Below are 25,342 nucleotides of genomic sequence, written 5' to 3' on the forward strand. Positions count from 1 at the left end.
CAGCTCGGCGCGCATGAGCAGCGCCATCACGCCGCCGATGACGAAGAACGCGAACGACGTGGCGAGGTACATCGTGCCGATCGTCTTGTGGTCCGTCGTCGTCAGCCACTTGACCACGACACTGCCGCGGTTCTGGCGCCTGACCGGCAGCTCGTCCTGGTAGTGGGACCCTGCTGCCGCGGCACCCTGGGGTTCGTTGAGGATGCTCACAGGTTGTTCGTCTCCCGGTTCTTCTCGTGGCTCGTCTGCGCGATGCCGGCAGGAACGTAACCGTTCTGCTGCTTGTCCACGAGGTCCTTGAGGTGCTGCTCGTAACGCTCCTGGGAGACGACCTTCACGTTGAAGAGCATCCGGGAGTGGTCGACGCCGCAGAGCTCGGCACACTTGCCCAGGAAGGTGCCCTCCTTGTTGGGGGTCACCTGGAAGGAGTTGGTGTGGCCCGGAATGACGTCCTGCTTCATCAGGAACGGCACAACCCAGAAGGAGTGGATGACGTCACGCGAGGTCAGGACGAAGCGGACCGTCTTGTCCTTGGGGAGCCAGAGCGTCGGGCCCGGGTTGTTGGTCTGCGGGTTCCGCGTACCGGGGGTGCCGCAGTCGTAGACGCCGCCGGCGTTGGCCGGGAAGTCCTTCTTGAAGCGGTCCGGGATCGCGTCCAGGTCCTTCGAGGTCTTGGCGTCCCCGGTGGAACCGGCGACCGGCTCGATGTAGTTGAAGCACCAGCTCCACTGGAAGCCGACCACGTTGATCGTGACGTCGGGCTTCTTCTTGAGGCTGAGCAGCTCGGACTCGTCACGAGCGGTGAAGTAGAACAGCACCGAGACGATGATGAGCGGAACCACGGTGTACAGCGCCTCGATGGGCATGTTGTACCGGGTCTGCGGAGGAACTTCGACCTTGGTGCGGCTGCGCCGGTGGAAGAAAGCACTCCACAGGATCAGACCCCACACCAGCACGCCGACGGCGAGCGCAGCCGCCCAGGAACCCTGCCACAGGGAGAGGATCCGGGGAGCCTCTTCCGTGGTCGGGGTGGGCATACCAAGGCGGGGGAAGTCTTCCCAGTTGTACGAGCAACCGGTGGCTGTCGCCAAGACCAGGCCCGCGGTCAGTGCCTGCAGCAGCTTCCGCCGCATCGGGCGCCGCGGCGAGCGGTCGGAGCCGTTGGGACTCACGTAGCGCCTTCCCGAGAGTCTCGCCCGCGCGGATCGGCTGCGGCCTGGCCTTCTCGCTGGTCGGTCGCGGCCCTGCGTCGGGCAGGGGTTTGGATGTTTATGCGGACCAAACCCTAGCCGACGCCCTCCGGGGGTTCTCGGGGAGGGGGGCTTACTCACCCGGGGGGTTCGCTGAATTGGCGGCTGCGGGTTGTTTGTGGTCGTTCGCGCAGTTCCCCGCGCCCCTTGGGTCGGCTTCCCCCGGGGACGTTCTAGCGTTGCTGTGTGGCCTACTTCGATGCTGCTTCCAGTGCCCCTCTTCATCCCGTCGCCCGGCAGGCTCTGCTGGCCTCGTTCGACGAGGGGTGGGCGGATCCCGCGCGTCTGTACAGGGAAGGGCGGCGGGCCCGGGTGCTCCTGGACGCGGCGCGGGAGGCCGCTGCCGAGGCGGTGGGATGCCGGCCGGACGAACTGACCTTCACCTCGTCCGGAACCCGTGCCGTGCACACGGGCATTGCCGGCGCGCTGGCCGGGCGCAGGCGGGTCGGACGTCACCTGATCGTGTCAGCGGTCGAACACTCCTCTGTACTGCATTCGGCGGAGCTCCTCGAGGCGGCCGGGGGGAGCGTCACCCAGGTCGCGGTGGACCGGACCGGGTTGGTGGATCCGGCGGCCTACGGCGATGCCCTGCGCGAGGACACCGCGCTGGCGTGTCTGCAGTCCGCCAATCACGAGGTCGGGACCGAGCAGCCCGTCGGGGCGGTGGCCGAGGTGTGCCGGGAGGCCGGGGTGCCGTTGCTGGTGGACGCGGCGCAGTCGCTGGGGTGGGGGCCGGTGGACGGGGGCTGGTCGCTGCTGACGGCCAGTGCCCACAAGTGGGGCGGGCCGTCCGGGGTCGGGCTGCTGGTGGTCCGCAAGGGTGCGCGGTTCGCGGCGCAAGGGCCGGTGGACGAGCGGGAGTCGGGTCGGGCGCCCGGTTTCGAGAACATCCCGGCGATCGTGGCGGCGGCCGCGTCGCTGCGGGCCGTGCGGGCCGAGGCGGCCGAGGAGGCCGCGCGCCTGCGGGAGCTGACGGACCGGATCCGGGCGCGGGTGCCGCGGCTGGTGTCCGACGTCGAGGTGGTGGGCCATCCGGCGCGCCGGCTGCCCGGGGTCGTCACCTTCTCCTGTCTCTATGTCGACGGAGAGGCGCTGCTGCACGAGCTGGACCGGGAGGGTTTCTCGGTCTCGTCCGGATCGTCCTGCACGAGCAGCACGCTGACGCCCAGCCACGTCCTGCGGGCGATGGGCGTGCTGAGTGAAGGGAATGTGCGGGTTTCGCTGCCGTCGGGGGCGGCCGAGGAGGATGTGGAGAGGTTCCTGGCCGTCCTTCCCGGTGCCGTGACGGCGGTACGGGAGAAGCTGGGGGCGCCGGTCGCCTCCCAGGTCGCCCACGAGGAGGACGTCCTGGTCGTGGACTCCCTCGGCAAGCGCTGCCCGATCCCGGTGATCGAGCTGGCGAAGGTCATCGGCGACGTGCCCGTGGGCGGGCTGGTCCGCGTCCTGTCGGACGACGAGGCGGCCCGCCTGGACATCCCGGCGTGGTGCGAGATGCGGGACCAGGAGTACGTGGGCGAGGAGCCGGCGGACCGGGGAACTGCGTACGTGATCCGCCGGGTGAGCTGACCGGCCCCTTCCGGGGGCGCGGGGCTGTGTCGACATGCGGCTGCCGCCGCGGGGCGCGACCAGCCCCCACGCACCCGCGGCCGACGACGATCAGGCCAGATGCCCCTGCACTTCGGTAGCCGCCTCGTCCCCGTACGCCTTGGTGAACCGCTCCATGAAGTGCCCGCGCCGCAGCTGGTACTCCTGCGTCCCCACCGTCTCGATGACGAGGGTCGCCAGCATGCAGCCGACCTGGGCGGCGCGCTCCAGGGAGACGCCCCAGGCCAGGCCCGACATGAAGCCCGCGCGGAAGGCGTCGCCGACGCCCGTCGGGTCGGCCTTGCGCTCCTCGTCCGGCGTGCCGACCTCGATCGGGTCCTCGCCGGCCCGCTCGATGCGTACGCCGCGCGCGCCGAGCGTGGTCACCCGGTGGCCCACGCGGGACAGGATCTCCGCGTCGCTCCAGCCGGTCTTGGACTCGATGAGGCCCTTCTCGTACTCGTTGGAGAAGAGGTACGTCGCCCCGTCCAGCAGGATGCGGATCTCCTCGCCGTCCATCCGGGCGATCTGCTGGGAGAAGTCGGCGGCGAACGGGATGGACCGGGAGCGGCACTCCTCGGTGTGGCGGAGCATGGCCTCCGGGTCGTCGGCGCCGATGGAGACCAGGTCGAGACCGCCGACCCGGTCGGCGACGGTCTTCAGCTCGATGAGGCGGGCCTCGCTCATGGCGCCGGTGTAGAAGGAGCCGATCTGGTTGTGGTCGGCGTCGGTCGTGCACACGAAGCGGGCGGTGTGCAGCGTGTCGGAGATGCGGACGGATTCGGTGTCGACGCCGTGCCGCTCCAGCCAGGCCCGGTACTCGTCGAAGTCCGCGCCCGCGGCGCCGACCAGGATCGGCCGGGTGCCGAGCTGCCCCATGCCGAACGCGATGTTCGCGGCGACGCCGCCGCGACGGACGTCGAGCTGGTCGACCAGGAACGACAGCGAGACCGTGTGCAGCTGGTCCGCTACGAACTGGTCGGCGAAGCGGCCGGGGAAGGTCATGAGGTGGTCGGTGGCGATGGAGCCGGAGACTGCGATGCGCACGGCGTGGACTCTCCTGAGGGAGGCGAACCTTGACGGTTCACGCTATCGGGTGGGCGGGGCGGCTCTGAAGGCATCGAAACTACCCGATAGTAGATCTTTCTCGGTGAGCTCGACCGTGCATACGGTGCCGGTATGACGAACCTCAAGTTCCACGCCCCCGTTCCGGTCGATCTGGAGGGTGACCTGGCGTCGCTGCCGGGTGACGGGGCGCGGATGGCTCCGCACTGGGCGGTCCCCCGGATCGCTTCGCGGCCGGTCTCCCCGGCTCTGATCCACGGCGTGTCGGTACCCCCGGCGTCGGCGCGGCTGCTCGACGCCATGGAGGACTACGGGGACTGAACGGCGCACTCGCGGGAACCGTGTGCTCCCCCGCTGCGTCCCATCGCTGTCCCCCGTAAAGGGGAGGCGGGATACGACCCACCAGCGGGCCCGTAGGTGACGGGCCGGGTCCCATGGGACAGCTGTGCAGCCGAAGGAGCGATGCGGTGAACACCGAGCGACCCGACAACGACGACGACGCCAGGGAAGCGGGCGCCACCGCCGACGCCCCGGAGGTCGAGGAGCCGGGTACGGCGGACGCCGGAGCCCCGGCGGAGGCCGGGGAGTCGCCGGAGGCCGCTGAGCCCGAAGAGGCCGAAAAGGCCGAAGCGACCGCCGGGACTTCCGAGGCTTCCGAGGCGCCGGATGAGGACACGCACATCGCTGACGCGAAAGCGGCCGAGAGCGTGGACGGCGGGCCGGCCGCCGAGGAGCCGGGTACGCCGGAGGCCGCCGAGTCGGGTGCCGTCGAGGAATCCGCCGAGACGCCCGCGTCCGAAGACCGGCAGGCCGACGGCGAGTCGGCGCCCGCGACCCCGGAACCGGCCGGCGACCTCCCGGATGAGGCCGGCGACCTCCCCCGCCATGAAAGGGACGTACGCGACGACGAGGACCTGGTCCACCACGACGGTGGCCGCCCCCGTACGCCCGCGATCATCGCCTCCGTCGCCGCCGCCGTGCTGCTGATCGGCGGTGGCGGGGCCTGGCTCGCCTCCAACGCGTCGAGCGGGTCGGGCGGCGGTACGACCTCCGGCGCGCCCGGTGGGGACGACACTCCCCCGCCGCTCGCGCTCGACGGCTACTCGGAGTCCACGGCGGGCGGCGGCAACGGCATCGCGCCCGGCGAGCCCAACCCCTACGGCGCCACCTACCGGGTCGGCGGCCCCCTGCCGGACGGCCCGGCCAAGGCCCCGGTGTACCGGGCGCAGGGCGAGGTCACCAAGGAGGACGTGGCCCGGCTGGCGAAGGCCCTCGGGGTCGAGGGGACGCCGGTGGCGCAGGGCGAGGCCTGGAAGATCGGGGGCCAGGACGGGTCGGGGCCGAGCCTCCAGGTGAACCGGCAGGCGCCGGGGTCCTGGACGTTCAGCCGGTACGCCCCGGGCACCGACAACTGCAAAGGCATCGACACCTGCACCGCCCCGCGGTCCGGTGGCACACCGGTGAGCGAGGAGGTGGCCGAGAAGGCCGCGGCGCCCGTGCTGAAGGCGGTGGGTCAGGACGACGCGAAGCGCGACGCGAGCCAGGTCATGGGGGCCCAGCGGGTGGTGAACGCCGCTCCCGAGGTGGGCGGACTTCCCACGCACGGCTGGACGACCGGGATCAACGTCGGCTCGGACGGCGAGGTCGTCGGCGGCAGCGGACAGCTGAGGACGCCGGTGAAGGGCGACACGTACCCGGTGGTCGGCGCCGAGAAGGCGCTGGAGCTGATGAACGGGCAGCCGAAGAACGACCACCGGATGGGCATCGGCGGCTGCGCCAGTCCTGTGCCGCTCAAGGACCGGCTGGAGCAGCCCTGCGAGCAGCCGGCGAGCGGTCCTCCGAAGCAGGACACGGTGACGGTCGAGAGCGCGGTGTTCGGGCTGGCCGCGCACGTCGTGGACGGGCGGCAGGCGCTGGTGCCGTCCTGGCTGTTCGAGGTGACGGCGCCGGGCGCGAACGACCCGTTCACGGTGACGTACCCGGCGGTCGAGCCGAAGTACCTGGCCTCCCCGAAGCCGAGCGAGCCGAGTGACCAGCCGACGTCGGCTCCCGGGCCGCGCGAGGTGAAGGTGGACGGCTACCGGGCCGAGGGCTCGGAGCTGACGGTGACCTTCACGGGCGGGGTGTGCGCCGACTACGACGTGAAGGCGAGCGAGAAGGGCGACGAGGTGACGGTCTCCGTGACGTCGACCCCGTGGCCGGACAAGGTCTGCGTCATGATCGCCAAGCAGTTCCAGGAAACCGTGCAGCTGGACGAGCCGCTCGGTGACCGAGCCGTGGTGAACACGGACGGCAAGGCGGTGCCGCTGGCCAAGGAGGGGGCGCGGCTGCCGGCTCCCCCGGCGCGGGAGCGGTAGGAGCGACACACGGCGCGAAGGCGGCGGCCCCCTCAAAGGGGGCCGCCGCCTTCGTCGTGTCCGCGGCCGCCGGAGCGGCTCGGCAGGCTCAGCTGAAGGAGTCGCCGCAGGCGCAGGAGCCCGTCGCGTTCGGGTTGTCGATCGTGAAGCCCTGCTTCTCGATGGTGTCCACGAAGTCGATCGTGGCACCGCCCAGGTACGGGGCGCTCATGCGGTCGGTGACCACCTTCACACCGCCGAAGTCCTTCTCGACGTCGCCGTCGAGGGCGCGCTCGTCGAAGAAGAGCTGGTAGCGGAGGCCGGAGCAGCCGCCGGGCTGGACGGCGACACGCAGCGCGAGGTCTTCGCGGCCTTCCTGGTCGAGCAGCGCCTTGACCTTGGACGCGGCGGCGTCGGTCAGGATGATGCCGTCGGTGACGGTGCTGGTCTCGTCCGATACGGACATCTACATCTCTCCCGGGTTGTACGGAGACTGCTTGCCGACGGTTGCAACCGGCGGGGCCGCGGATTCATTCCGGGCCGGGCGTCGATCCCGGCTCCTTTTCATGCTCGCACACGCGCCCGGAACCGGAAAACGGCTCTTTCCGGGTCTTCCCGGGAATGAACGGGGGCCCACCGGGATTCACGTCACACAGACGCTATGGCCGTCGTCAAAGTGACGTGAAGCGGTTATGATAGATAGCGTCAAATCGACGAAAAGTCGCAGAAACAGAAAGGGTGCGTGTCGTGACCACCGCCCAGACCCAGGAGCTCGACGTACAGCCGACGCCCCTCGCCCTGCTGCTCCTCGGCCGTGAGGCCGACCCGAAGAGCGAGCGCGGTGTGGAGTGTCCCGGCGACCTGCCCTCGCCGTCCGACCCGGACCTGGTGGAGCGCGCCCGCAAGGCGAAGGAGAAGCTCGGGGAGAAGGTCTTCGTGCTCGGCCACCACTACCAGCGCGACGAGGTCATCCAGTTCGCCGACGTGACGGGTGACTCGTTCAAGCTGGCCCGGGACGCGGCCGCCCGCCCGGAGGCCGAGTACATCGTGTTCTGCGGCGTGCACTTCATGGCGGAGTCGGCGGACATCCTGACGTCCGACGACCAGAAGGTCGTCCTGCCCGACCTCGCCGCCGGCTGCTCGATGGCCGACATGGCGACGGCCGAGCAGGTCGCCGAGTGCTGGGACGTGCTGACCGAGGCCGGGATAGCCGAGCAGGTCGTGCCCGTCTCGTACATGAACTCCTCCGCCGACATCAAGGCGTTCACCGGCAAGCACGGCGGCACGATCTGCACCTCGTCCAACGCCAAGCGCGCCCTGGACTGGGCGTTCGAGCAGGGCGAGAAGGTGCTCTTCCTGCCCGACCAGCACCTCGGGCGCAACACCGCCGTCCGCGACATGGGCATGTCCCTCGAGGACTGCGTCCTCTACAACCCGCACAAGCCGAACGGCGGCCTGACGGCCGACCAGCTGCGCGCGGCGAAGATGATCCTGTGGCGCGGCCACTGCTCGGTGCACGGCCGCTTCAGCCTGGACTCGGTGAACGACGTGCGCGAGCGCATCCCGGGCGTGAACGTCCTGGTCCACCCGGAGTGCAAGCACGAGGTCGTGGCCGCGGCGGACTACGTCGGTTCGACCGAGTACATCATCAAGGCCCTGGAGGCCGCCCCGGCCGGCTCGAAGTGGGCCATCGGCACGGAGCTGAACCTGGTCCGCCGCCTGGCGAACCGTTTCGCGCCCGAGGGCAAGGAGATCGTCTTCCTCGACAAGACGGTCTGCTTCTGCTCGACCATGAACCGCATCGACCTCCCCCACCTGGTCTGGACCCTGGAGTCCCTGGCCGAGGACAACCTCGTCAACCGCATCGAGGTGGACAAGGAGACGGAGGCCTTCGCGAAGCTGGCCCTGGAGCGGATGCTGGCGCTGCCGTAGGTCTCGCAGCCCCTGGGCTCACCCCGAGACGGGTTTCCGGTCGGGGTGGGCCGGGTCGAGGGTGAAGACGTCACCCTCCGCGGTGGCGACCACGAGGGTGCCCTCGTGGAGCCGCACCTCGGAGCGCCACCACCCCTGGTTGGTCACCCGCTGGGCACGCGGCAGGGTCTCCCACAGCAGCGTGCCCTTTCGCGTGTCGAGGGCGGCGACCCGTCCGCTGGCGCTGGAGAGATAGACCACGTGGGCGCGCGGGTCGTGGGTGACGTCGCTGGGCTGCTCCAGGCTCGTCCGGGTCTGCCACAGCCGCTCGCCCGTGCGGACCGACACCGCGGTGACCTGTCCGGACGACGTGGCGAACCACAGGGTGCCGCCCGAGAGCGCCGCGTTGCCCTCCAGCGGCTCCGCGAGCCTCACCGTGCGTTCCTTGCCGGTGTCCGGATCCAGCAGCCGGATCCGGGCGAAGGCGTCGTCCTCCTCGGCCTCGGTCGGTTCGAGGAAGACCAGCCGCCCGTCGTAGGTGCCGACGGGGGTACTGCCGCTCGGCACCGTCAGGCGTCGCACCGAGCCGTCGGCCGGGTCCAGCCTCAGCAGCAGCGTCTCTTTCACGGGCATCAAGTCGGGTCCGCACACCAGGTATCCGTTCCCGCCGGTGTCCGCCGGGCTGCAGTGCCGGCCCCCGGGCAGCGGCGCCGTCCAGCGCCCGGCGCCGGTGCGCGGCGAGCGAGCGGTCACCGAGCGACCGCCGTCGTCCGGCACTATCACGAGGTCGCCGAAGAGATACGGGCGGACCGTGTCGACGTTCACCGTGCGGTGCCACAGCCGCTTGCCGGCCCGGATGTCGAGGGCGGCGACCGTGACCTTGACGTCCTCCCCGTGGTCGGGACTGTACGTCTGCTCCACCAGCACCGCGTCGTCCGTGACACCGAGGACGGAGAAGCTGTACGACCCCTTGCCCGTACCGGGGGGCAGCACGTCGGCGCGCCAGCCGGCCTGTCCGGTCAGGGCGTCGAGGCGCACCGGCAGGACTCCGTCGCCCGCGCAGTAGAGGGCTCCCTCGTACGGGTCGCACTCCGGGCCGTCCAACGACCCGGTCCCGGCGATGCCGAGTCCCTGCTTCACTCCCTGCGCGGCGGGGGCGTCCACCGTCGTCTGCCAGGGCTTCCAGCCGGCCGGGACGGCCGTCCACCGGGAGGGCGCGGACCCGGTGGGGTCCGTCCCGCCGCGTGAGTCGTCCCCACCTGTTCCGGGTCCGAACAGCAGATAGCCCGTGAGGCCGAGCGCGAGGGCGGCGGCCGTGCCGGCCGTGGCCCACAGCCGCCGGGCACGGCTCCGGCGTCGGACGGCGGCCGGAGGGCCGGGGTCGGCGACCGCGGCGGGCCGGGTGCTGACCAGGGCCACCTCGTCCGTGCGCAACGGCACCGTGTTCTGGTCCTCCTCACCCGTCTCCGGCAGCGCCGCCACGAACTCCCGCGCCAGTTCGTCCAGTCCGGGCCGGTCCGCGGGGTTCTTGGCGAGGCAACGTTCCAGCAGTGCGTGCAGGGGTTCCGGGACGCCGTCCAGGACGGGGGCGTCATGGACCACCCGGTAGGCCGTCAGATAGGGGCTGTCGGCGTCGAAAGGCCCCCGGCCGGTGCTCGTGTACACGAGCAGGGCGCCCACGGAGAACACGTCGGAGGCCGGGCCCACCGATCGGGCGTCGGTGAGCTGCTCCGGCGACATGAACGGCGGGGTGCCGATCATCTGGCCGGTCTCGGTCAGGGTGTTGTGGTTCTCGGCAGCGCGGGAGATGCCGAAGTCGATGACGCGCGGGCCGTCCTCGGCCATCAGGACGTTCGCGGGCTTGAGGTCCCGGTGCACCACCCCCGCCCGGTGGATCTCCCGCAAGGCCTCCACCAGCCCGAGCGCCAGTCGGCGCAGCGCGGCGCCCTTCAGCGGGCCCTGGTCGCGGATCAGGGCGGCGAGGGAGGGGCCGGGCACGTACTGGGTCGCCATCCAGGGCCGTACCGCCTCCGGGTCCGCGTCCACGACCGGCGCGGTGAAGGCGCCGCTCACCTTGCGGACGGACTCGATCTCCTGTCGGAAACGGGCGCGGAAGACCGCGTCCTCCGCGTACTGGGCGTGCACCACCTTGACGGCGACCTCGCGCCCCGAACGGGCCCGGCCGCGGTAGACGATCCCCATGCCTCCGGATCCGAGCCGGCCGACCAGTTTGTACCCGCCGATCGACTTCGGGTCGTCCTTCTGCAGCGGCACGCCCGGTTCCTCTCCCCCGCCATGCAGTCCGGGGTCAGGATACGTAACGGTGACACGGCGGCGGCCGGGTCCCGAACCGTGCTTTCCGGTTCGGGACCCGGCCGCCGAAAGGGCTCGCCGTCCGGGCTCGGCGAGGCGCCCGCGATCAGACGGACGCGGGCTCCTGCTCGTCCGAGGCCGACGTCGCGTCGGGCCGGTCCCCGGTCTTCTTCGCCCTCTTCGCCGCGCGCTTCTTCGCCCGGCGCTCCTTGCGGAGCTCGACCATCGCGTAGAGCGTCGGGACGAGGAGCAGGGTGAGGAGCGTCGACGTCACCAGGCCGCCGATCACGACCACGGCCAGCGGCTGGGCGATGAAGCCGCCCTCTCCGGTGATGCCGAGGGCCATCGGCAGCAGGGCGAAGATCGTCGCCAGGGCGGTCATGAGGATCGGGCGCAGCCGGTGCCGGCCGCCCTCGATCACGGCCTCGACGACGCCGTGGCCCTGCTTGCGGTACTGGTTGATCAGGTCGATCAGCACGATCGCGTTCGTCACCACGATGCCGATCAGCATCAGCATGCCGATCATGGCCGGGACGCCCATCGGGGTGCCGGTGGCGATCAGCAGGCCGATCGCGCCGGTGGCGGCGAACGGGATGGAGACCAGCAGGATCAGCGGCTGGACCAGCGACCGGAAGGTGCCGACCAGCAGCATGAAGACGATCGCGATGGCCGCCAGCATCGCCAGGCCCAGGTTGACGAACGCCTCGTCCTGGTCCTCGGAGACACCGCCGATCGAGGCCGTGGCGCCGTCCGGGAGCTTCAGCGCGCTGATCTTCGACTGGAGCTGGGTGCTGACCGCGCCGGTGTTGTCGCCGGTCGGCTTCGCGGTGATGGTGGCCGCGCGCTGGCCGTCGATGCGGGTCATGGAGACCGGGCCGTCGACCAGTTCGACGGTGGCGATGTCGCCGAGCTTCACCGCTCCGCCCAGGCGCAGGTCCTTCAGCTGCTTCAGGGTCTTGGCGGGCTTGACCGCGCGGATGACGACGTCGCGCTCGGTGTCGTCCAGGACCGCCTTGGCCGCGGGGGTGCCGCGGACGGCCTGGGCGACGGCGCCGCCGAGGGTCTGGTCGTTGAAGCCGGCCGCGGCCGCCTTGTCGTTGGCCTTCACCGAGATGCGCGGCACGCTCTGCGACAGGTCGCTGGTGACGTCCGTGACGTCGTCGAGCGAGGCGACCGTCTTGCGGACCTCCTCGGACGCCGTACGCAACACATCGGCGTCGGCGGCCTTCACCACGACACTGAGGTCCTGGGCGCCGAACCCGTCGCCGGCGGTGATGGTGGTCGTGCCGATGCCCTTCAGCCCGGCCAGGCCCTTCTCGATGCCGTCCTGGACGTCCTCGGCCGACGCCGAGTCCTCCAGCATCACCTGGTACGAGGCCTGGTTGGTGTCCGTGCCGCCGCCGAAGGCGGCCATGAAGCCGGACGAGCCGATGGTGACCTGGTAGTCCTTCACGCCCTCGGCGCCGGCGAGCAGCCGCTCGACCTTCTTCGCCTGGACGTCGGTCGCCGCCAGGCTGGTGCCGGGCTTCAGCTCCTGCTTGACGGTGAGGACCTCGACCTCGCCCTGGTCGAAGAAGTTCGTCTTCAGCAGCGGCGCCATGCCGAAGGTGCCGACCAGCACGACGATCGCGAGGGCCACGCTGGTGAGGCGGCGGCGGGTCGCGAAGCGCAGGACGGGGACGTAGATGCGCTGGAGGCGGCTCTTGGCCTCCTTCTCCTCGGCGATCCGGCGGGCCTCGTCCGCGTCCTCGGGGGTGCCCTTCGGCGGGCGCAGGAACCAGTACGACAGGACCGGCACGACCGTCAGGGAGACGAGGAGGGACGCCAGCAGCGCTGCCGTCACGGTCAGGCTGAACGAGCCGAACAGCTCGCCCACCATGCCGCCGACCAGGCCGATCGGCAGGAACACCGCGACCGTGGTGAGCGTCGAGGACGTCACCGCGCCCGCGACCTCACGGACGGCCTGGAGGATCGCCGAGTGGCGCTCCTCGCCGTAGCCGAGGTGGCGCTTGATGTTCTCCAGGACCACGATCGAGTCGTCGACGACCCGGCCGATGGCGATGGTCAGGGCGCCCAGCGTGAGGACGTTCAGCGACAGGTCGCGCGTCCACAGCACGATCAGCGCGAGGACCACGGACAGCGGGATGGACACCGCGGTCACGAGGGTCGAGCGGATCGAGGCCAGGAAGACCAGGATCACCAGGACGGCGAAGAGCAGACCGAGCGCGCCCTCGGTGGTCAGGCCCTTGATGGACTTCGAGACCGCCGGGCCCTGGTCGCTGACGACCGTGAGGGTGGCGCCCGAGCCGAGGTCCTCGCGCAGGTCCGGGAGCTTGTCCTGGACGGCGTCGGAGATGGCGACCGCGCTGCCGTCGCGGTCCATGGTGACGGCGACGGCGAGGCTGGGCTTGCCGTCGGTACGGGTGATGGAGTCGGCCGGGGCCTCCTGCTGCTTCACCGTGGCGACGTCGCCGAGGCGCACCGGCTTGCCCTTGCCGGGCTCGCCCGTGACCATCAGGTCCTGGATCTGCTTCAGCGAGGTGAGACCGCCGCCGACCTGGACGGTGCGGTTGGCGCCGCCCTCGTCGAAGGAGCCGGCCGGGACGGTCGCGCCGCCCGCCTTGAGCGCCTCGGAGACGGACAGCGAGGTCAGACCGGCCTTGGCGAGCTTCGCGTCGTCGGGCGTGACGGTGACCTGGACGTCCCGGACCCCGTCGACGGTGACCTGGCCGACGCCGTCGATGCTCTTCAGGTCCGGCACGACGGTCTTGTCGAGCTGGTCGGCCAGGGCCTGCTGGTCCCGGCCGGAGGTGACGGCGAGGACGACGGTGGGGATGTCGTCCGTGGAACCGGCGACGACCTGCGGGTCGACGTCGTCCGGGAGCTGGACGCGGGCCCGGTTGACGGCCTGCTGGACATCGGCGACCAGCTGCTTGGTGTCGTTGCCGTAGTCGAAGGACGCCATGATCACGGCGTTGCCCTCGCTGGCGGTGGAGGTGACGCCGCTGATGCCGTCGACGGCTTCGAGGGTGTCCTCGATGGGTTCGACGACCTGCTTCTCGACCACGTCCGGGGACGCGCCCTGGTACGGCGCCAGCACGGACACCATGGGCAGTTCGATGGTGGGCAGCAGCTGCTGCTTGAGCTGGGGTATCGCGATCGCCCCGAAGACGAGCGCGATGATCGACATCAGCCCGATCAAGGCCCGTTGCGCGAGGCTGAACCTGGACAGCCAGGACATGGGTGAGGGTCTCTCTTCTGTTTAGCGGCAGAAGCGGCAGCGGACGCGCAGATGAGCGCCCGCCCCTACACCCTGAGCCATGCGGGAACCGGGTTTCGTAGGCCCCAGGTCCAAATCCTTATGCGGCGCATACTCCGGCCGCAGTACACCCGGGTCGAGCTCACTCCACCCTTGGACGGACCAGACCGGATTCGTACGCGGTGACGACGAGCTGGGCGCGGTCCCGGGCGCCGAGTTTGGCCATGGCCCGGTTGACGTGCGTCTTCACCGTCAGCGGACTCACTTCGAGGCGCTCGGCGATCTCGTCGTTGGAGTGCCCGCCGGCGACCTGGACCAGCACCTCGCGCTCCCGGACGGTCAGCGAGTCGAGCCGTTCGCCGCGGGCCGGGTCGCGGTCGCCGTCGGCCGGGTCGTCCGTGGCGAGGAACCGGGCGATCAGGCCCGTGGTGGCCGCCGGGGAGAGCAGGGCCTGCCCGCCGGCCGCGATCCGGATGGCGCTCAGCAGTTCCTCGGGCTCGGAGCCCTTGCCGAGGAAGCCGGAGGCGCCCGCCCGCAGCGACTGCACGACGTAGTCGTCGACCTCGAACGTCGTCAGGATGACCACCCGGACGTCGGCGAGCTCGGGGTCGGCGCTGATCATGCGGGTCGCGGCGAGGCCGTCGGTGCCGGGCATGCGGATGTCCATGAGCACGACGTCGGCGTGCTGCTCCTTGCTCAGCCGGACCGCTTCCGCGCCGTCGGAGGCCTCGCCGACCACCTCCATGTCGGGCTCGGAGTCGACGAGCACGCGAAAGGCGCTGCGCAGCAGCGCCTGGTCGTCGGCGAGCAGGACACGGATGGTCATGCGGGGTCCTCCCCGGTCGGTGTGCGGTTCTTGAGCGGCAGGATCGCATGGACGCGGAAGCCGCCGCCGTAGCGGGGACCGGTGGTGAGGGTGCCGCGCAGGGCGCTGACGCGCTCGCGCATGCCGAGCAGCCCGTGGCCGCCACCGCTGTCCTGGGTCTCGTTCTCGCCGCTGCCGTCGTCGAGCACGGTGATCTCGATGTTCGGCCCGACGCGTACGACGCTGACCTCGGCCTTGGCCTGGGGCCCGGCGTGCTTCTGCACGTTGGTGAGGGCCTCCTGGATGATCCGGTAGGCGGCCAGGTCGACGGCGGCGGGGAGGGTGGTGCCCTGGTCGGCGCGGGCGACCTCGACGTGCAGGCCGGCGCTGCGGAAGGTACCGGTGAGTTCGTCGAGGCGGTCCAGGCCCGGGGCGGGTTCGGTGGGGGCCTCCGGGTCGCCGGACTGCCGGAGCAGGCCGACGGTGGCGCGGAGCTCGTTGAGCGCGGAGCGGCTGGCCTCGCGGACGTGCGCGAGGGCCTCCTTGGCCTGGTCGGGCCGCTTGTCCATGACGTGGGCGGCGACCCCGGCCTGCACGTTGACCAGGGCGATGTGGTGGGCGACCACGTCGTGCAGGTCCCGGGCGATGCGCAGGCGTTCCTCGGCGACCCGGCGGCGGGCCTCCTCCTCGCGGGTGCGCTCGGCCCGCTCCGCGCGTTCGCGGATGGCCTGGACGAAGGCGCGGCGGCTGCGGACGGCGTCACCGGCGGTGGCGCCGATGCCGGTCCAGGCGAAGATGCCGAGGTTCTCCTGGGCGTACCAGGGCAGCGGTCCGGCGGCCATGGCGGCGCCGGTCAGCACGGTCATCGTGAGCAGGCCGACCCGCCAGGTGGTGGGGCGGTCGGTGGTGGAGGCGACGGTGTAGAGGGCGATCACCGCGGACATCGCGACCGGGGCGCGGGGGTCGCCGGTGACGGACTCGATGACGGACAGCGTGCCCGTGAGGGCGAGGACCGCCATGGGGGCGCGGCGGCGGAAGACCAGGGCCGCGGCGCCGAGGGTCATGAGGAGGAGGCTGAGGAGGTCGGGGGTGCGCAGGACCCAGTTGACGCTGTCGCGGTGCCGGGGTTCCACGAAGGAGCCGGCGACCATGCAGACCAGGACGGCGAGGGCGAGGATGGCGTCCAGGGCCAGGGGGTGCGCCTTGGCCTGGTGTTTGGCCCGCGCGAGGGTGCTCACGGGTGTGTACGGTAGCTGGGCCGGCTGCGGATGTGTGAGGTGCCCGGCGTCGGACCTGAGGTCGGGTGGGCCCGCAACCCGGCGGCGCGGGGTGCCGCCGCGCCCACCCTCCCCCGAGCTCTCGGCTGCGCTCGAGCAGGGGCCCCCATCGCCCCTGGCGGCACGCATGCCCGCAGCTGGGCGGGACGCATGCCCGCGGTCACGTCACCCCGGAATCAAGCCGTCGTCGCTGAGGAGCTCCCGGACTTCCTCCAAGGTCGCGTCGGGGGACGGCAGGATCAGCTCCGACGGTTCCAGGGAGTCGTCCGGGAGGGGTTCGCCCAGGTCGCGGACCCTGGTCAGGAGGGCCTGGAGCGTACGGCGGAAGCCGGGGCCGTCACCCTTCTCCATCTCCGCCAGGAGTTCGTCGTCCAGCTTGTTCAGCTCGGCGAGGTGGCCGTCGGCCAGACTCACCTGGCCCTCCCCCATGATCCGTACGATCATGTCGCCCTCCTAGGCGTGGACCCCTACTGCTTGTCGAAGCGCGGAGTGTCCTGCGGCTGCTGCTGGGACTGCTGCCCGTTCGAGCCGCCTTCGATGGCCTGCTGCCCGCTGCCCGAGCCGCCGGCCAGTTCGGCCTTCATGCGCTGCAGTTCCAGCTCTACATCCGTACCACCGGAGAGCCGGTCCAGCTCGGCCTGGATGTCGTCCTTGTGCATCCCGGACTGGTCGTCGAGCGCCCCCGAGGCGAGCAGCTCGTCGATCGCGCCGGCCCGGGCCTGGAGCTGGGCCGTCTTGTCCTCGGCGCGCTGGATCGCCAGGCCGACGTCGCCCATCTCCTCCGAAATGCCGGAGAAGGCCTCGCCGATCCGGGTCTGCGCCTGGGCCGCCGTGTACGTCGCCTTGATCGTCTCCTTCTTGGTGCGGAAGGCGTCGACCTTGGCCTGGAGCCGCTGGGCCGCGAGGGTGAGCTTCTCCTCCTCGCCCTGGAGCGTCGCGTGCTGGGTCTCCAGGTCGGTCACCTGCTGCTGGAGGGCGGCGCGGCGGGAGAGCGCTTCCCGGGCCAGGTCCTCGCGGCCCAGCGCGAGCGCCTTGCGGCCCTGGTCCTCGAGCTTGCCGGACTGCGACTGGAGCTGGTTCAGCTGGAGTTCCAGCCGCTTGCGGCTGGTCGCCACGTCGGCGACGCCGCGGCGGACCTTCTGGAGCAGCTCGAGCTGCTTCTGGTACGAGTAATCGAGGGTCTCGCGCGGGTCCTCGGCCCGGTCAAGGGCCTTGTTCGCCTTCGCGCGGAAGATCATCCCCATACGCTTCATGACACCGCTCATGGGCTTCGCGCGCCCCCTTCTGACCGACTCCGGCAGCTGCTCCTGCGACAGAACCCACAGTACGGGCCCTGCATCCATTACCGCACTGTTCGGGGACGGATGCGCTCATCCCCAAGGACGACTGCGTACGCTCCCGCTCCGGCGTAGGGAGTAGGTGGTCCCCGGGGTTACCGGAGCCGTACACCCCGGGAAACATCCGGAGGCGTGCGCAACGTCCCCTCTGTCCCCTTACTGACGACTGGTGTTGCCGGATCGTTCCCCACGGGGCTGGGGTCCATGCCCGGAAGCCCTTACCCTTGGGTTTTGTGTTCCGTAGCCGTGCGAAGGATGAGAAGGCCCAGGACGCCGACAAGGCGCCGGTGACCGACTCCAGTCAGCCCCGTCACCCCGAGGCCCCCAAGGGCCGCCCCACGCCCAAGCGCAGCCAGGCCCAGTCCTCGCGCCGCAGCGTGGCCAACACGTCGACGACGCGCAAGGAGGCCGCCAAGCGACAGCGCGAGGAGCGCCGTACCGCGATGGAGCGGCAGCGCCAGGCGCTGGCGAGCGGCGACGAGCGCTACCTGCCCGCGCGTGACAAGGGACCGGTCCGCCGGTTCGCGCGCGATTTCGTCGACTCCCGGTTCAACATCGCGGAGTTCTTCCTGCCGATGGCCGTGGTCATCCTCGTGCTGAGCATGGTGCGGGTGGCCTCGCTGCAGAACATCGCGTTGCTGCTGTGGCTCGTGGTGATCGTGCTGATCGTGCTCGACTCGTTCGTCACGTCCTTCCGTCTGAAGAAGCAGCTGAACGAGCGCTTCGCGGGTGAGAACAAGCGCGGCGCCGTCGCGTACGCCCTGATGCGCTCCCTCCAGATGCGCCGGCTCCGGCTGCCGAAGCCGCAGGTCAAGCGCGGAGAGCGGCCCTGACCACGACGCCGTTCTCCGGGGGTGCGGCGGATGCCTGGCTGGACAAGCTGGGCGGGCTGCGCGATGTCGTCCGTCAGGAGCTGGTGGCCCGCCAGCTGGACGAGCAGATAGTCGGGCGTTTTCCGGTGGGTCAGCGCCTGCGGGTGCTCGACGTGGGGATGGGCCAGGGCACGCAGGCGCTGCGGCTGGCCCGTGCCGGGCACCAGGTGACCGGTCTGGAGCAGGACTCCACGATGGTCGCCGTGGCCCGGGAGTCCCTCGCCGGAGAGCCGGAGGGCATCCGGGAGCGGATGCGGATCATCGAGGGCGACGGCCGCGACACCGGCGTGCACTTCCTGCCGGGCAGTTTCGACGTGGTGCTGTGCCACGGCGTCCTCATGTACGTCGAGGAGCCCGACCCGCTGCTGGCGGGGCTCGCCCGGATGCTCGCACCGGGCGGGCTGCTGTCCCTGCTCGTGCGCAACGGGGACGCGCTCGCGTTTCGGCCGGGGCTGTCCGGTGACTGGGCCGGGGCGCTGGCGGCCTTCGACACCGTTTCCTACCGCAACAGGCTGGGGCTCGACGTGCGGGCCGACCGGCTGAAGGACCTGACGTCGACGCTCGCGGGCATCGGGGCGCCGCTGCACGCCTGGTACGGGGTGCGGGTGTTCACCGACACGGCGGCGGACGGCGCACAGGCCCCGGCCGACGTGGAGACGCTGCTCGCGGTGGAGGAGAAGGCCGGGCGGACCGATCCGTACCGCGGGGTGGCCGCGCTGCTGCACCTGTGCGGCGTGCGCGGCTGACCACCCGCGGAAGAGGGGGTGGTGGGCGAGGGCCGTCGGCCCCCGCCCACCGGGCTCACGCCTCGGCCGCGTGCAGGCTCATCGGCCCGTAGATCTCCGTGACGTCCTCGAACAGCCGCACCTGATCGGCACCGCCCTCCTGGAGGGCCTTCCAGTGCTCCCCGATCCAGGACTCGGCGTCCCCCTGGGTGGGGAACTCCTCCGGCGTCACCGCGGGCTGGACCTCCGTCCCGTCGGTCTTCTCGAACCGCCACGTCCATGCCGCCATGTACGCCTCCCATGTGTGTGAGCACACTGCACAGCGAAAAGCCGGATCTTGGTCCGGCTCCTCCTCAGAGCGTAAGCGCTCCGCCGGGTGGGGCGTTACAGGGCTTGCGGGGTGCGGGGCGTGGGTCTGTGGGGGGGCGTGCCCGGCTGGACGCGCCCGCGCGGCGGAGCCGCACATCGACACGGCCCGCGCCCCTGTAGGGGCGTCTCGATCACGCATGTCCCATGTTCACGCGTCAGAATCGGGACGTGGAACTTACTCTGCTCGGCACCGGTGCCCCCGCGGGCCTGCCCCGCCCCGACTGTCCCTGTGCGGCCTGTGCGGCCGCTCTCGGGCCGGACGCGCGGGCGGCCACCGCCCTGCTTCTGGACGGGGCGCTGCTGCTCGACCTGACGCCGGGCGCGGCGTTCGCGGCGGCGCGGGCGGGCCGTTCCCTGACGGGCGTGCGGCAGGTGCTGTTGTCGCATCCGCACAACGGGCCGGCGGTCGAGGTGCCCGCGGGGCTGCCGCAGCCCGGACGGGTGCCGGACGGGCGGGAGTTGACGCTGCTGACGGGGCACCGGGTGCGGGCGGTGGCACTGGACGCGCCGGGCACGGGGTACGCGGTGACCGGGCCGGAGGGGCAGCGGCTGCTGTACCTGCCGCCGGGCGGGGCGCCCGCGGGTCTGGAGGAGCCGGCCGAGTCGTACGACATGGTGCTCGCGGACGTCGTGGGGCGGCCGGACGCGCTGGCGAAGCTGCGGGCGGTGGGGGCGATCGGGCCGACGACCGACGTGCTCGCCGTCCATCTGGACCACGACGTGCCGCCCGGCCCGGAGCTCGGGCGGCGGCTCGCGGCAGCCGGGGCGCGGGCCGTGCCGGACGGGGTGACGCTGACGGTGGGGGCGTACGAGGACGTGCCCGACGTGCCGCGGCGGACGCTGGTTCTGGGCGGGGCCCGGTCGGGCAAGTCGGTGGAGGCCGAGCGGAGGCTGGAGGCCTTTCCGGACGTGCTGTACGTGGCGACGGGCGGGTCGCGCAACGGGGACACGGAGTGGTCCTCGCGGGTGGCGGCGCACCGGGAACGGCGGCCGGGGTCGTGGCAGACGGTCGAGACCTGCGATCTGGTGCCGCTGCTGGAGGAGGAGGGGCCGCCGCTGCTGGTCGACTGTCTGTCGTTGTGGCTGACGGACGCGATGGACTCCGTCGGGGCGTGGGACGACGCGGTGTGGGCGGAGCGGGGCGAGAAGGCCCTGCGGGAGCGGGTGCGGGAGCTCACCGAGGCGATGCGGGTCACCCGGCGGACGGTGGTCGCCGTGTCGAACGAGGTGGGGTCGGGGATCGTGCCGTCGACGGCGTCGGGGCGGCGGTATCGCGATGAACTCGGGCGGCTGAACGCGGGGTTCGCGGCCGAGTGTGAGCATGTGCTGCTGGTGGTGGCGGGGCAGGCGGTGGTGCTGCGGGGCTGACCGGGGCCCCGCGGCGCCCCTCCTCCCGGCCCGGGCTACGGGGCTGTGCGGGCGATCACCCGGTACGTGTTCGCGAAGCGCGTGCGGCGGGTCACCGGGGCGATGAGGTGGTCGGCCAGCGCCGCCACGGCCACCAGGGGCATGCCCGCGCGGAGCAGGGCCGTGCGGGTGTGCCGCTGGACGGGGGGCGGGGGGATCGCCCGCCAGGGGGTGTCCGGGGCCGGCAGGGCGTGGGAGAGGGCCAGGGACGTGGCGCCCGCGAGGTCGTGGGGGACGTGGACCGGGCGGTGGTCGAGCGTCAGGATCGTGCAGCCGGCCGACTCCAGTTCCGCGCGGACGTTCTGCGGGGGCAGGAGGTGGAGGTGGCGCGGCTGGTCGTAGGGGAGCCACCAGCGGCCCAGCAGGGCGGCGAAGACGCTGCGGGGGCTCAGAGTCTCGATGAGCAGGTGGCCGCCCGGGCGCAGGACGCGGAGGGCGGCCCGGAGTTCCGCCCGGGGGTCGGGCGTGCCCTCCAGGTGGTGGAGCATGCTGACCACGTCGTAGCGGGCGCGCAGGGGGCCGGCGATCTTGGGGTCCGTCAGGCGGCCGACGTGGGCCTCCTCGACGCGCTCGGCCGTGCGGGCGCGGACCACGCGCGGGGTGGGGTCCAGGCCGTCGAAGGCGGTGTAGGGGAAGAACTGCCGGGCCGTGGCGGGGAAGCGGGCGTGGCCCGTGCCGACGTCGAGCCAGCTCTCCGGCTCGCCGCAGCGCAGCATCGCGCGGGCGGCCGAGCGGTGCCGGCGCGGGCTGCCGCGCAGGGCGAGGAGGCCGTCGCTCGCCGGGTCCCTGGGCCCACCGCGCACGGTCCGGTGGTAGAGGGCGAGGCCCTCCATGGTGAGGCGGGGGTTCTGAAAGGTGTGGCCGCACTCCCGGCACGCGTCGACGGTGAAGCTGCCCGGCTTGTACTGCCGCAGGTCACCGGTGCGCAGCCGGTTGCGCAGCCGGTCGGAGCCGCACCAGGGGCAGTCCTCCCGGCGCGGTTCGTGGACCCGTGTGGTCGCTAGGGGGACGGGGGGTGCTGAGGAGGCGGGATGTGCGGGCATGGGCGGCTCCCGGGCGCGACGGCGTACGGCGAGGACGTACGGCGGGGACGTACGGCGGGGACGTCGCACCAACCACGTACGACAATCCGCTGCAAAACGGAACGTATGGGATGCCGATCTTGGGTGCAACGATGTCGCCCTGACGGAGTGGTGATGTGGCGCCGTCCTGTTCGACCGGGGCCGGTACTGTTCGGCGAATGAGCTCGCTTAATCTCGACGACTTCACCGATCTGATCGAGCGTCCGGACGGCGGGATCCGCCGTGACGCCGAGGCACGCCGGGAGCGACAGATCGTGCCGCCCGGATCGCTGGGCCGCCTCGACGAACTGGGTGAGTGGCTGGCGGCGGCGCAGTCCGCCGTGCCGGTCCGGCCGGTCGAACGGCCGCGGGTGGTGCTCTTCGCCGGTGACCACGGCATCGCCGAGCTGGGCGTCTCGGCCCGGCCGGCGGGCGGCGCCGGGGAGTTGGTGCGCGAGGTGCTCGAGGGCGGCCGGCCCGTGTCGGTGCTGGCACGGCGGCTGGGTGTGCCGGTGCGGATCGTCGACATGGCCCTGGACTGCGACCCCGAGGGCCTGCCGGAGGACGTCGTACGGCACCGGGTGCGGCGCGGCAGCGGGCGGATCGACATCGAGGACGCGCTGACGCCGGAGGAGGCGGAGGCGGCGTTCCGGGCCGGGGTCGCGGTGGCCGACGAGGAGGCCGACTCCGGTACGGATCTGGTGGTGCTCGGCGATGTGAGCGTCGGCGGGACCACGGTGGCCGGCGTGCTGGTCGCGGCGCTGTGCGGGGTCGACGCGTCGGTCGTCACCGGGCGCGGCGGGCTGGCGATCGACGACCTGGCGTGGATGCGCAAGTGCGCGGCGATCCGGGACGCGCTGCGCCGGGCCCGGCCGGTGCTCGGGGACCAGTTGCAGCTGCTGGCGGCGGTGGGCGGGGCCGATGTCGCCGCGATGACGGGCTTCCTGCTGCAGAGCGCGGTGCGCAAGCTGCCGGTGGTACTCGACGGGGTCGTGACGGCCGCGTGCGCACTGGTCGGGCAGCGGATCGCGTTCCGGGCACCGGACTGGTGGCTGGCCGCGCACGACAGCGGCGAGCCCGGGCAGGCCAAGGCGCTGGACCGGATGGCCCTGGAGCCGCTGCTGACCCACGGGGTGACCGTCGGGGAGGGCGCGGGCGGTCTGCTGGCGCTGCCGCTCGTGCAGGCCGCGGCCGCGCTGGCCGCGGAGCTGCCCGAGAAGCCGAAGGAGTCCGAGGTGACCGAGGAGCCGGCCGGGCCGGAGGCCTCCGAGGCTCCGGCCGAGCAGTAGAGGCGCCCCCGGGGCACGAGCAGCGCCGAGATCCAGGTCACTCACGCCTGGCTCAACTTCGTCCCGTTCCGGTCGGTCTTGGAACGTGGTGTCGGTTTGACTGAGTCGCAGACACCCTCAGACGTTTCCACGCACGGACGAGGACGACCGCCGGATGACCACGCTCGCCCGCTGGGCCCGCGCCGAATGGGGTGCGCTGTACGCGGCGGTCCGCGGCCCGCTGGCCGCGCGGCGGTGGCGGGCCGTGCCGATGGCGGTCACGGCCGTGTGTCTCACGGCCGTGCTGCACTTCGTGCACAACCAGTCGTGGGGTTACCGGTTCGTGCAGAACGTCGGCGCTGTGCGGGCCGAGGACCCGTTGTGGCTGGCGCTGCTGCGGACGCCGCTGTCGCTGTTCGTGCCCGCGCTGGATCTGCCGGTGTGGGGCGCGCTCGCGCAGATTCTGCTGGTGTTCGGCATCGCCGAGCTGTGCCTGGGCCGGTGGCGGACGCTGGCCATCGCCTACGTCGCGACGCTCGCGGGGACGCTGTACGCGCGCCTGGGCATGTGGCTGGGCCCGGACTCGTGGCTGGGCCTGCCCGCCTCGGACCGGTGGGTCGTGGACACCGGGCCGTCGGCGGCGGTGGTGGGCCTGGCCGTCTTCCTGGGCCTGCGCTACCGCGCGTACCTGACGGCCTCGGTGGTGATCGTGGCGATGGTGGTCGAGGTCGTGGTCAAGGAGAACCTCGCGGGCAAGGAACACCTCGCGGCGATCGTCGCGGTGCTGGTGCTGTGCGCGGTCGGCGAGCTGCGTCAGCGGTGTTCGAGGGAGCGGGCCGGCTCGGGGTCGGGCGCGCCGCCGATCCAGTCCTGAAACCTGCGCCGTGGGCCCACCCAGCGGCGGTCGTGGTGGTAAGCCCGCAGGCCGGATTTCGCTCGGGCACGGGGGCGGTTCCGATAGAACCGCTTGGCCCACGGAGAGGTGGGGCGGGCCAGCCGTACGGCGCCGATCAGGGCGATGAGGGGGACGATCACGCCCAGCACGGCAATGCGGACCTTGCCCTTGAACAGGGCGATGAGGGCGAACCCGAAGTTCACGAGGACGTTCCCGAGGACGACGGCACGGTTCTGCTGCTGGTCGTCATTGAGGTCGTTGACGCCGAGCGGCGAGAACCCGATCAGGAGCAGGCCGACCAGCGAGGCGGTGAGGACGACCATCTCCACGCTCTTGCGGCCGTCCGGGGTCCAGTAGACGTCGGCGAGGTGCAGCACCAGGGCGAACTCGTCGAGGACGAGGCCCGCGCCGATGCCGAAGATCACCGCGGCCAGCGCCGAGCCGAAGCCGTACTGGCCGCCGGCGACCGCGCCGAAGCCGCCGATGATCGTCAGGATGACGCCGGGGACCACGTGGTGGACGTGGACACCGCCGCTGCCGCTGATGTTGCGGAAGGGACCCTTCCCGGCCCGGATGAGACGGGTGATGCCACGGGTGATCACGAAGGTCAGGACGAAGGAGACGAGCGCGAGGAGCAACGGCAGCTTGCCGGGTTCCATGATGTTCCGCTCGAACCATCCCATATGCGCACTTTATCCTCGGCTGCCGTTCCCGCTCTCCTGACCGGCCGGTAGCCTGCGCCGGTGCCCACCACCTCGCCCCTCGACGGCCTCCGCTTCGCCTTCGGCACCCTCACGGTGATCCCCGTCCGGGTGACCCGGTGGGACCGGGAGGCCGCACGCGGCGGCATGCTGTGCGCCCCGCTGGCCGGTCTCGCGGTCGGTACCGCCGCCGCCGGGCTCGGGCTGGTGCTGCTGTTCCTCGGTGCGGGCGCCCCGCTCGCCGCCGTGGCGACCGTCGCCGTGCCGGCCGTCCTCACCCGGGGGCTGCATCTCGACGGGCTCGCGGACACCGCCGACGGGCTGGGCAGCGGCAAGCCCGCCGAGGACGCGCTGCGGATCATGAAGCAGTCGGACATCGGGCCCTTCGGGGTCATCGCCCTCGTCCTCACCTTGCTCGCGCAGGTGGCCGCGCTCGCCCAGGCGTACGACGCCTCCTGGGCCCGGGGCGCGTGCGCCGCCGTCGTCTCGGCGACCCTCGCCCGGCTGGCCCTGACCCTGGCGGCCCGGGCCGGGGTGCCGGCGGCACGGCCGGAGGGGCTGGGGGCGGCGGTCGCGGGTGTGGTGCCGCTGCGGGGGGCCGCGGTCGCCGCCGTGGCCGTCGCCGGGGCGGCCGCTGCGGCCGGTGCCCTCTTCGGGCCGTACGACGCGATCCGGGCCGTGCTCGCGGTCGTCCTCTCCCTGGCCGCCGCCGAGGCGCTGCTGCGGCACTGCACCCGGCGTTTCGGAGGCGTCACGGGGGACGTCTTCGGCGGTCTGGCGGAGACGGCGGCGACCACGGCGCTGGTCGTTCTGTCACTGGGCTGAAACGATCTCCTCGTCCCCCTCCTGCACGGGCCTCCCAGCCGCTAGCTTCCTGCCCCGACACACCACTGATCGGGGGACGTTC

22 protein-coding genes and 1 pseudogene are annotated in these 25,342 nt (G+C 72.0%); 10 read left to right on the forward strand and 13 right to left on the reverse strand.

Features of this window, described 5'->3' with window-relative positions:
* Together IE153_RS39700 and ctaC are read right to left on the reverse strand one after the other, a co-directional pair.
* Positions 1-210, reverse strand: a pseudogene (locus IE153_RS39700) (aa3-type cytochrome oxidase subunit I); the annotation flags it as partial.
* Positions 207-1,172, reverse strand: a complete 966-nt coding sequence (gene ctaC, locus IE153_RS39705) for an aa3-type cytochrome oxidase subunit II (protein WP_142164424.1) — start codon at positions 1,170-1,172, stop codon at positions 207-209. The gene ctaC and the pseudogene IE153_RS39700, both read right to left, overlap by 4 nt.
* 264 nt (positions 1,173-1,436) lie before the next feature.
* Here ctaC and IE153_RS39710 point away from each other — a divergent pair, with 264 nt between their 5' ends.
* On the forward strand, positions 1,437-2,816 hold the full coding sequence (locus tag IE153_RS39710) for a cysteine desulfurase/sulfurtransferase TusA family protein (protein WP_189594543.1): 1,380 nt from the start codon (positions 1,437-1,439) through the stop codon (positions 2,814-2,816).
* Between the two features lie 90 nt (positions 2,817-2,906).
* Here IE153_RS39710 and IE153_RS39715 read toward each other — a convergent pair whose 3' ends face one another.
* Complete coding sequence (locus tag IE153_RS39715; protein ID WP_189594544.1) at positions 2,907-3,881, reverse strand: carbohydrate kinase family protein; 975 nt, start codon at positions 3,879-3,881, stop codon at positions 2,907-2,909.
* A 132-nt stretch (positions 3,882-4,013) separates the two neighbouring features.
* Here IE153_RS39715 and IE153_RS39720 point away from each other — a divergent pair, with 132 nt between their 5' ends.
* Together IE153_RS39720 and IE153_RS39725 are read left to right on the forward strand one after the other, a co-directional pair.
* A complete protein-coding gene (locus IE153_RS39720) occupies positions 4,014-4,220 on the forward strand; it encodes a hypothetical protein (RefSeq protein ID WP_031110673.1) in 207 nt (68 codons plus the stop codon).
* Between the two features lie 146 nt (positions 4,221-4,366).
* Entirely contained in the window at positions 4,367-6,256 is a 1,890-nt protein-coding gene (locus tag IE153_RS39725; RefSeq protein ID WP_189594545.1) for a hypothetical protein, read from the forward strand.
* Between the two features lie 88 nt (positions 6,257-6,344).
* Here IE153_RS39725 and IE153_RS39730 read toward each other — a convergent pair whose 3' ends face one another.
* Complete coding sequence (locus tag IE153_RS39730; protein WP_031109243.1) at positions 6,345-6,701, reverse strand: HesB/IscA family protein; 357 nt, start codon at positions 6,699-6,701, stop codon at positions 6,345-6,347.
* 281 nt (positions 6,702-6,982) lie between these two features.
* Here IE153_RS39730 and nadA point away from each other — a divergent pair, with 281 nt between their 5' ends.
* Positions 6,983-8,167 carry a quinolinate synthase NadA gene (gene nadA / locus IE153_RS39735; protein ID WP_189594546.1) on the forward strand — a complete coding sequence of 395 codons (1,185 nt, stop codon included), beginning with the start codon at positions 6,983-6,985 and terminating at the stop codon, positions 8,165-8,167.
* An 18-nt stretch (positions 8,168-8,185) separates the two neighbouring features.
* Here nadA and IE153_RS39740 read toward each other — a convergent pair whose 3' ends face one another.
* The 6 genes from IE153_RS39740 to IE153_RS39765 all read right to left on the reverse strand — a co-directional run bounded on the left by IE153_RS39740 (position 8,186) and on the right by IE153_RS39765 (position 17,053).
* The gene (locus tag IE153_RS39740; RefSeq protein ID WP_189594547.1) at positions 8,186-10,420 is read right to left on the reverse strand and encodes a serine/threonine-protein kinase; all 2,235 of its coding nucleotides are present in this window, start codon (positions 10,418-10,420) and stop codon (positions 8,186-8,188) included.
* Between the two features lie 145 nt (positions 10,421-10,565).
* Positions 10,566-13,700, reverse strand: a complete 3,135-nt coding sequence (locus tag IE153_RS39745; RefSeq protein ID WP_189594548.1) for an efflux RND transporter permease subunit — start codon at positions 13,698-13,700, stop codon at positions 10,566-10,568.
* 160 nt (positions 13,701-13,860) lie between these two features.
* Positions 13,861-14,544, reverse strand: coding sequence for a response regulator (locus IE153_RS39750; protein WP_189594549.1), 684 nt, complete (start codon positions 14,542-14,544; stop codon positions 13,861-13,863).
* On the reverse strand, positions 14,541-15,761 hold the full coding sequence (locus tag IE153_RS39755) for a sensor histidine kinase (RefSeq protein ID WP_189594550.1): 1,221 nt from the start codon (positions 15,759-15,761) through the stop codon (positions 14,541-14,543). Before IE153_RS39755 ends, IE153_RS39750 begins: the two co-directional genes overlap by 4 nt.
* A gap of 204 nt (positions 15,762-15,965) precedes the next feature.
* Positions 15,966-16,244, reverse strand: a complete 279-nt coding sequence (gene pspAA, locus IE153_RS39760; protein ID WP_189594551.1) for a PspA-associated protein PspAA — start codon at positions 16,242-16,244, stop codon at positions 15,966-15,968.
* Positions 16,245-16,267: 23 nt separating this feature from the next.
* Positions 16,268-17,053, reverse strand: a complete 786-nt coding sequence (locus IE153_RS39765; RefSeq protein ID WP_267958791.1) for a PspA/IM30 family protein — start codon at positions 17,051-17,053, stop codon at positions 16,268-16,270.
* Between the two features lie 317 nt (positions 17,054-17,370).
* On the opposite strand from IE153_RS39765, the gene IE153_RS39770 reads away from it, so the two are divergent.
* Both IE153_RS39770 and IE153_RS39775 read left to right on the forward strand, forming a co-directional pair.
* Positions 17,371-17,970, forward strand: a complete 600-nt coding sequence (locus IE153_RS39770; RefSeq protein ID WP_189594552.1) for a DUF3043 domain-containing protein — start codon at positions 17,371-17,373, stop codon at positions 17,968-17,970.
* 83 nt (positions 17,971-18,053) lie between these two features.
* Positions 18,054-18,755: a class I SAM-dependent methyltransferase gene (locus tag IE153_RS39775; protein ID WP_189594553.1), complete on the forward strand. Its 702-nt coding sequence runs from the start codon at positions 18,054-18,056 to the stop codon at positions 18,753-18,755.
* A gap of 55 nt (positions 18,756-18,810) precedes the next feature.
* Here IE153_RS39775 and IE153_RS39780 read toward each other — a convergent pair whose 3' ends face one another.
* Positions 18,811-19,023, reverse strand: a complete 213-nt coding sequence (locus IE153_RS39780; protein ID WP_031110433.1) for a hypothetical protein — start codon at positions 19,021-19,023, stop codon at positions 18,811-18,813.
* A gap of 248 nt (positions 19,024-19,271) precedes the next feature.
* Between IE153_RS39780 and IE153_RS39785 the strand changes: the two genes are divergently transcribed.
* Entirely contained in the window at positions 19,272-20,471 is a 1,200-nt protein-coding gene (locus IE153_RS39785) for a bifunctional adenosylcobinamide kinase/adenosylcobinamide-phosphate guanylyltransferase (protein WP_189594554.1), read from the forward strand.
* Positions 20,472-20,506: 35 nt separating this feature from the next.
* Here the strand turns inward: IE153_RS39785 and IE153_RS39790 are convergent, their stop codons facing one another.
* A complete protein-coding gene (locus tag IE153_RS39790; RefSeq protein WP_189594555.1) occupies positions 20,507-21,553 on the reverse strand; it encodes a class I SAM-dependent methyltransferase in 1,047 nt (348 codons plus the stop codon).
* 197 nt (positions 21,554-21,750) lie between these two features.
* Between IE153_RS39790 and cobT the strand changes: the two genes are divergently transcribed.
* Complete coding sequence (gene cobT, locus IE153_RS39795) at positions 21,751-22,860, forward strand: nicotinate-nucleotide--dimethylbenzimidazole phosphoribosyltransferase (protein WP_189594556.1); 1,110 nt, start codon at positions 21,751-21,753, stop codon at positions 22,858-22,860.
* A gap of 154 nt (positions 22,861-23,014) precedes the next feature.
* The gene (locus IE153_RS39800; protein ID WP_189594557.1) at positions 23,015-23,713 is read left to right on the forward strand and encodes a hypothetical protein; all 699 of its coding nucleotides are present in this window, start codon (positions 23,015-23,017) and stop codon (positions 23,711-23,713) included.
* Here the strand turns inward: IE153_RS39800 and IE153_RS39805 are convergent.
* Complete coding sequence (locus tag IE153_RS39805) at positions 23,653-24,417, reverse strand: hypothetical protein (RefSeq protein WP_189594558.1); 765 nt, start codon at positions 24,415-24,417, stop codon at positions 23,653-23,655. The two genes, IE153_RS39800 and IE153_RS39805, sit on opposite strands and share 61 nt — an antisense overlap.
* 60 nt (positions 24,418-24,477) lie before the next feature.
* On the opposite strand from IE153_RS39805, the gene IE153_RS39810 reads away from it, so the two are divergent.
* Positions 24,478-25,260, forward strand: a complete 783-nt coding sequence (locus IE153_RS39810; protein ID WP_189594559.1) for an adenosylcobinamide-GDP ribazoletransferase — start codon at positions 24,478-24,480, stop codon at positions 25,258-25,260.
* The last annotated feature ends 82 nt before the right edge of the window (positions 25,261-25,342 follow it).

Source organism: Streptomyces massasporeus (genome assembly GCF_014648995.1).
In the GTDB taxonomy this organism is placed as follows: Bacteria; Actinomycetota; Actinomycetes; order Streptomycetales; family Streptomycetaceae; genus Streptomyces; species Streptomyces massasporeus.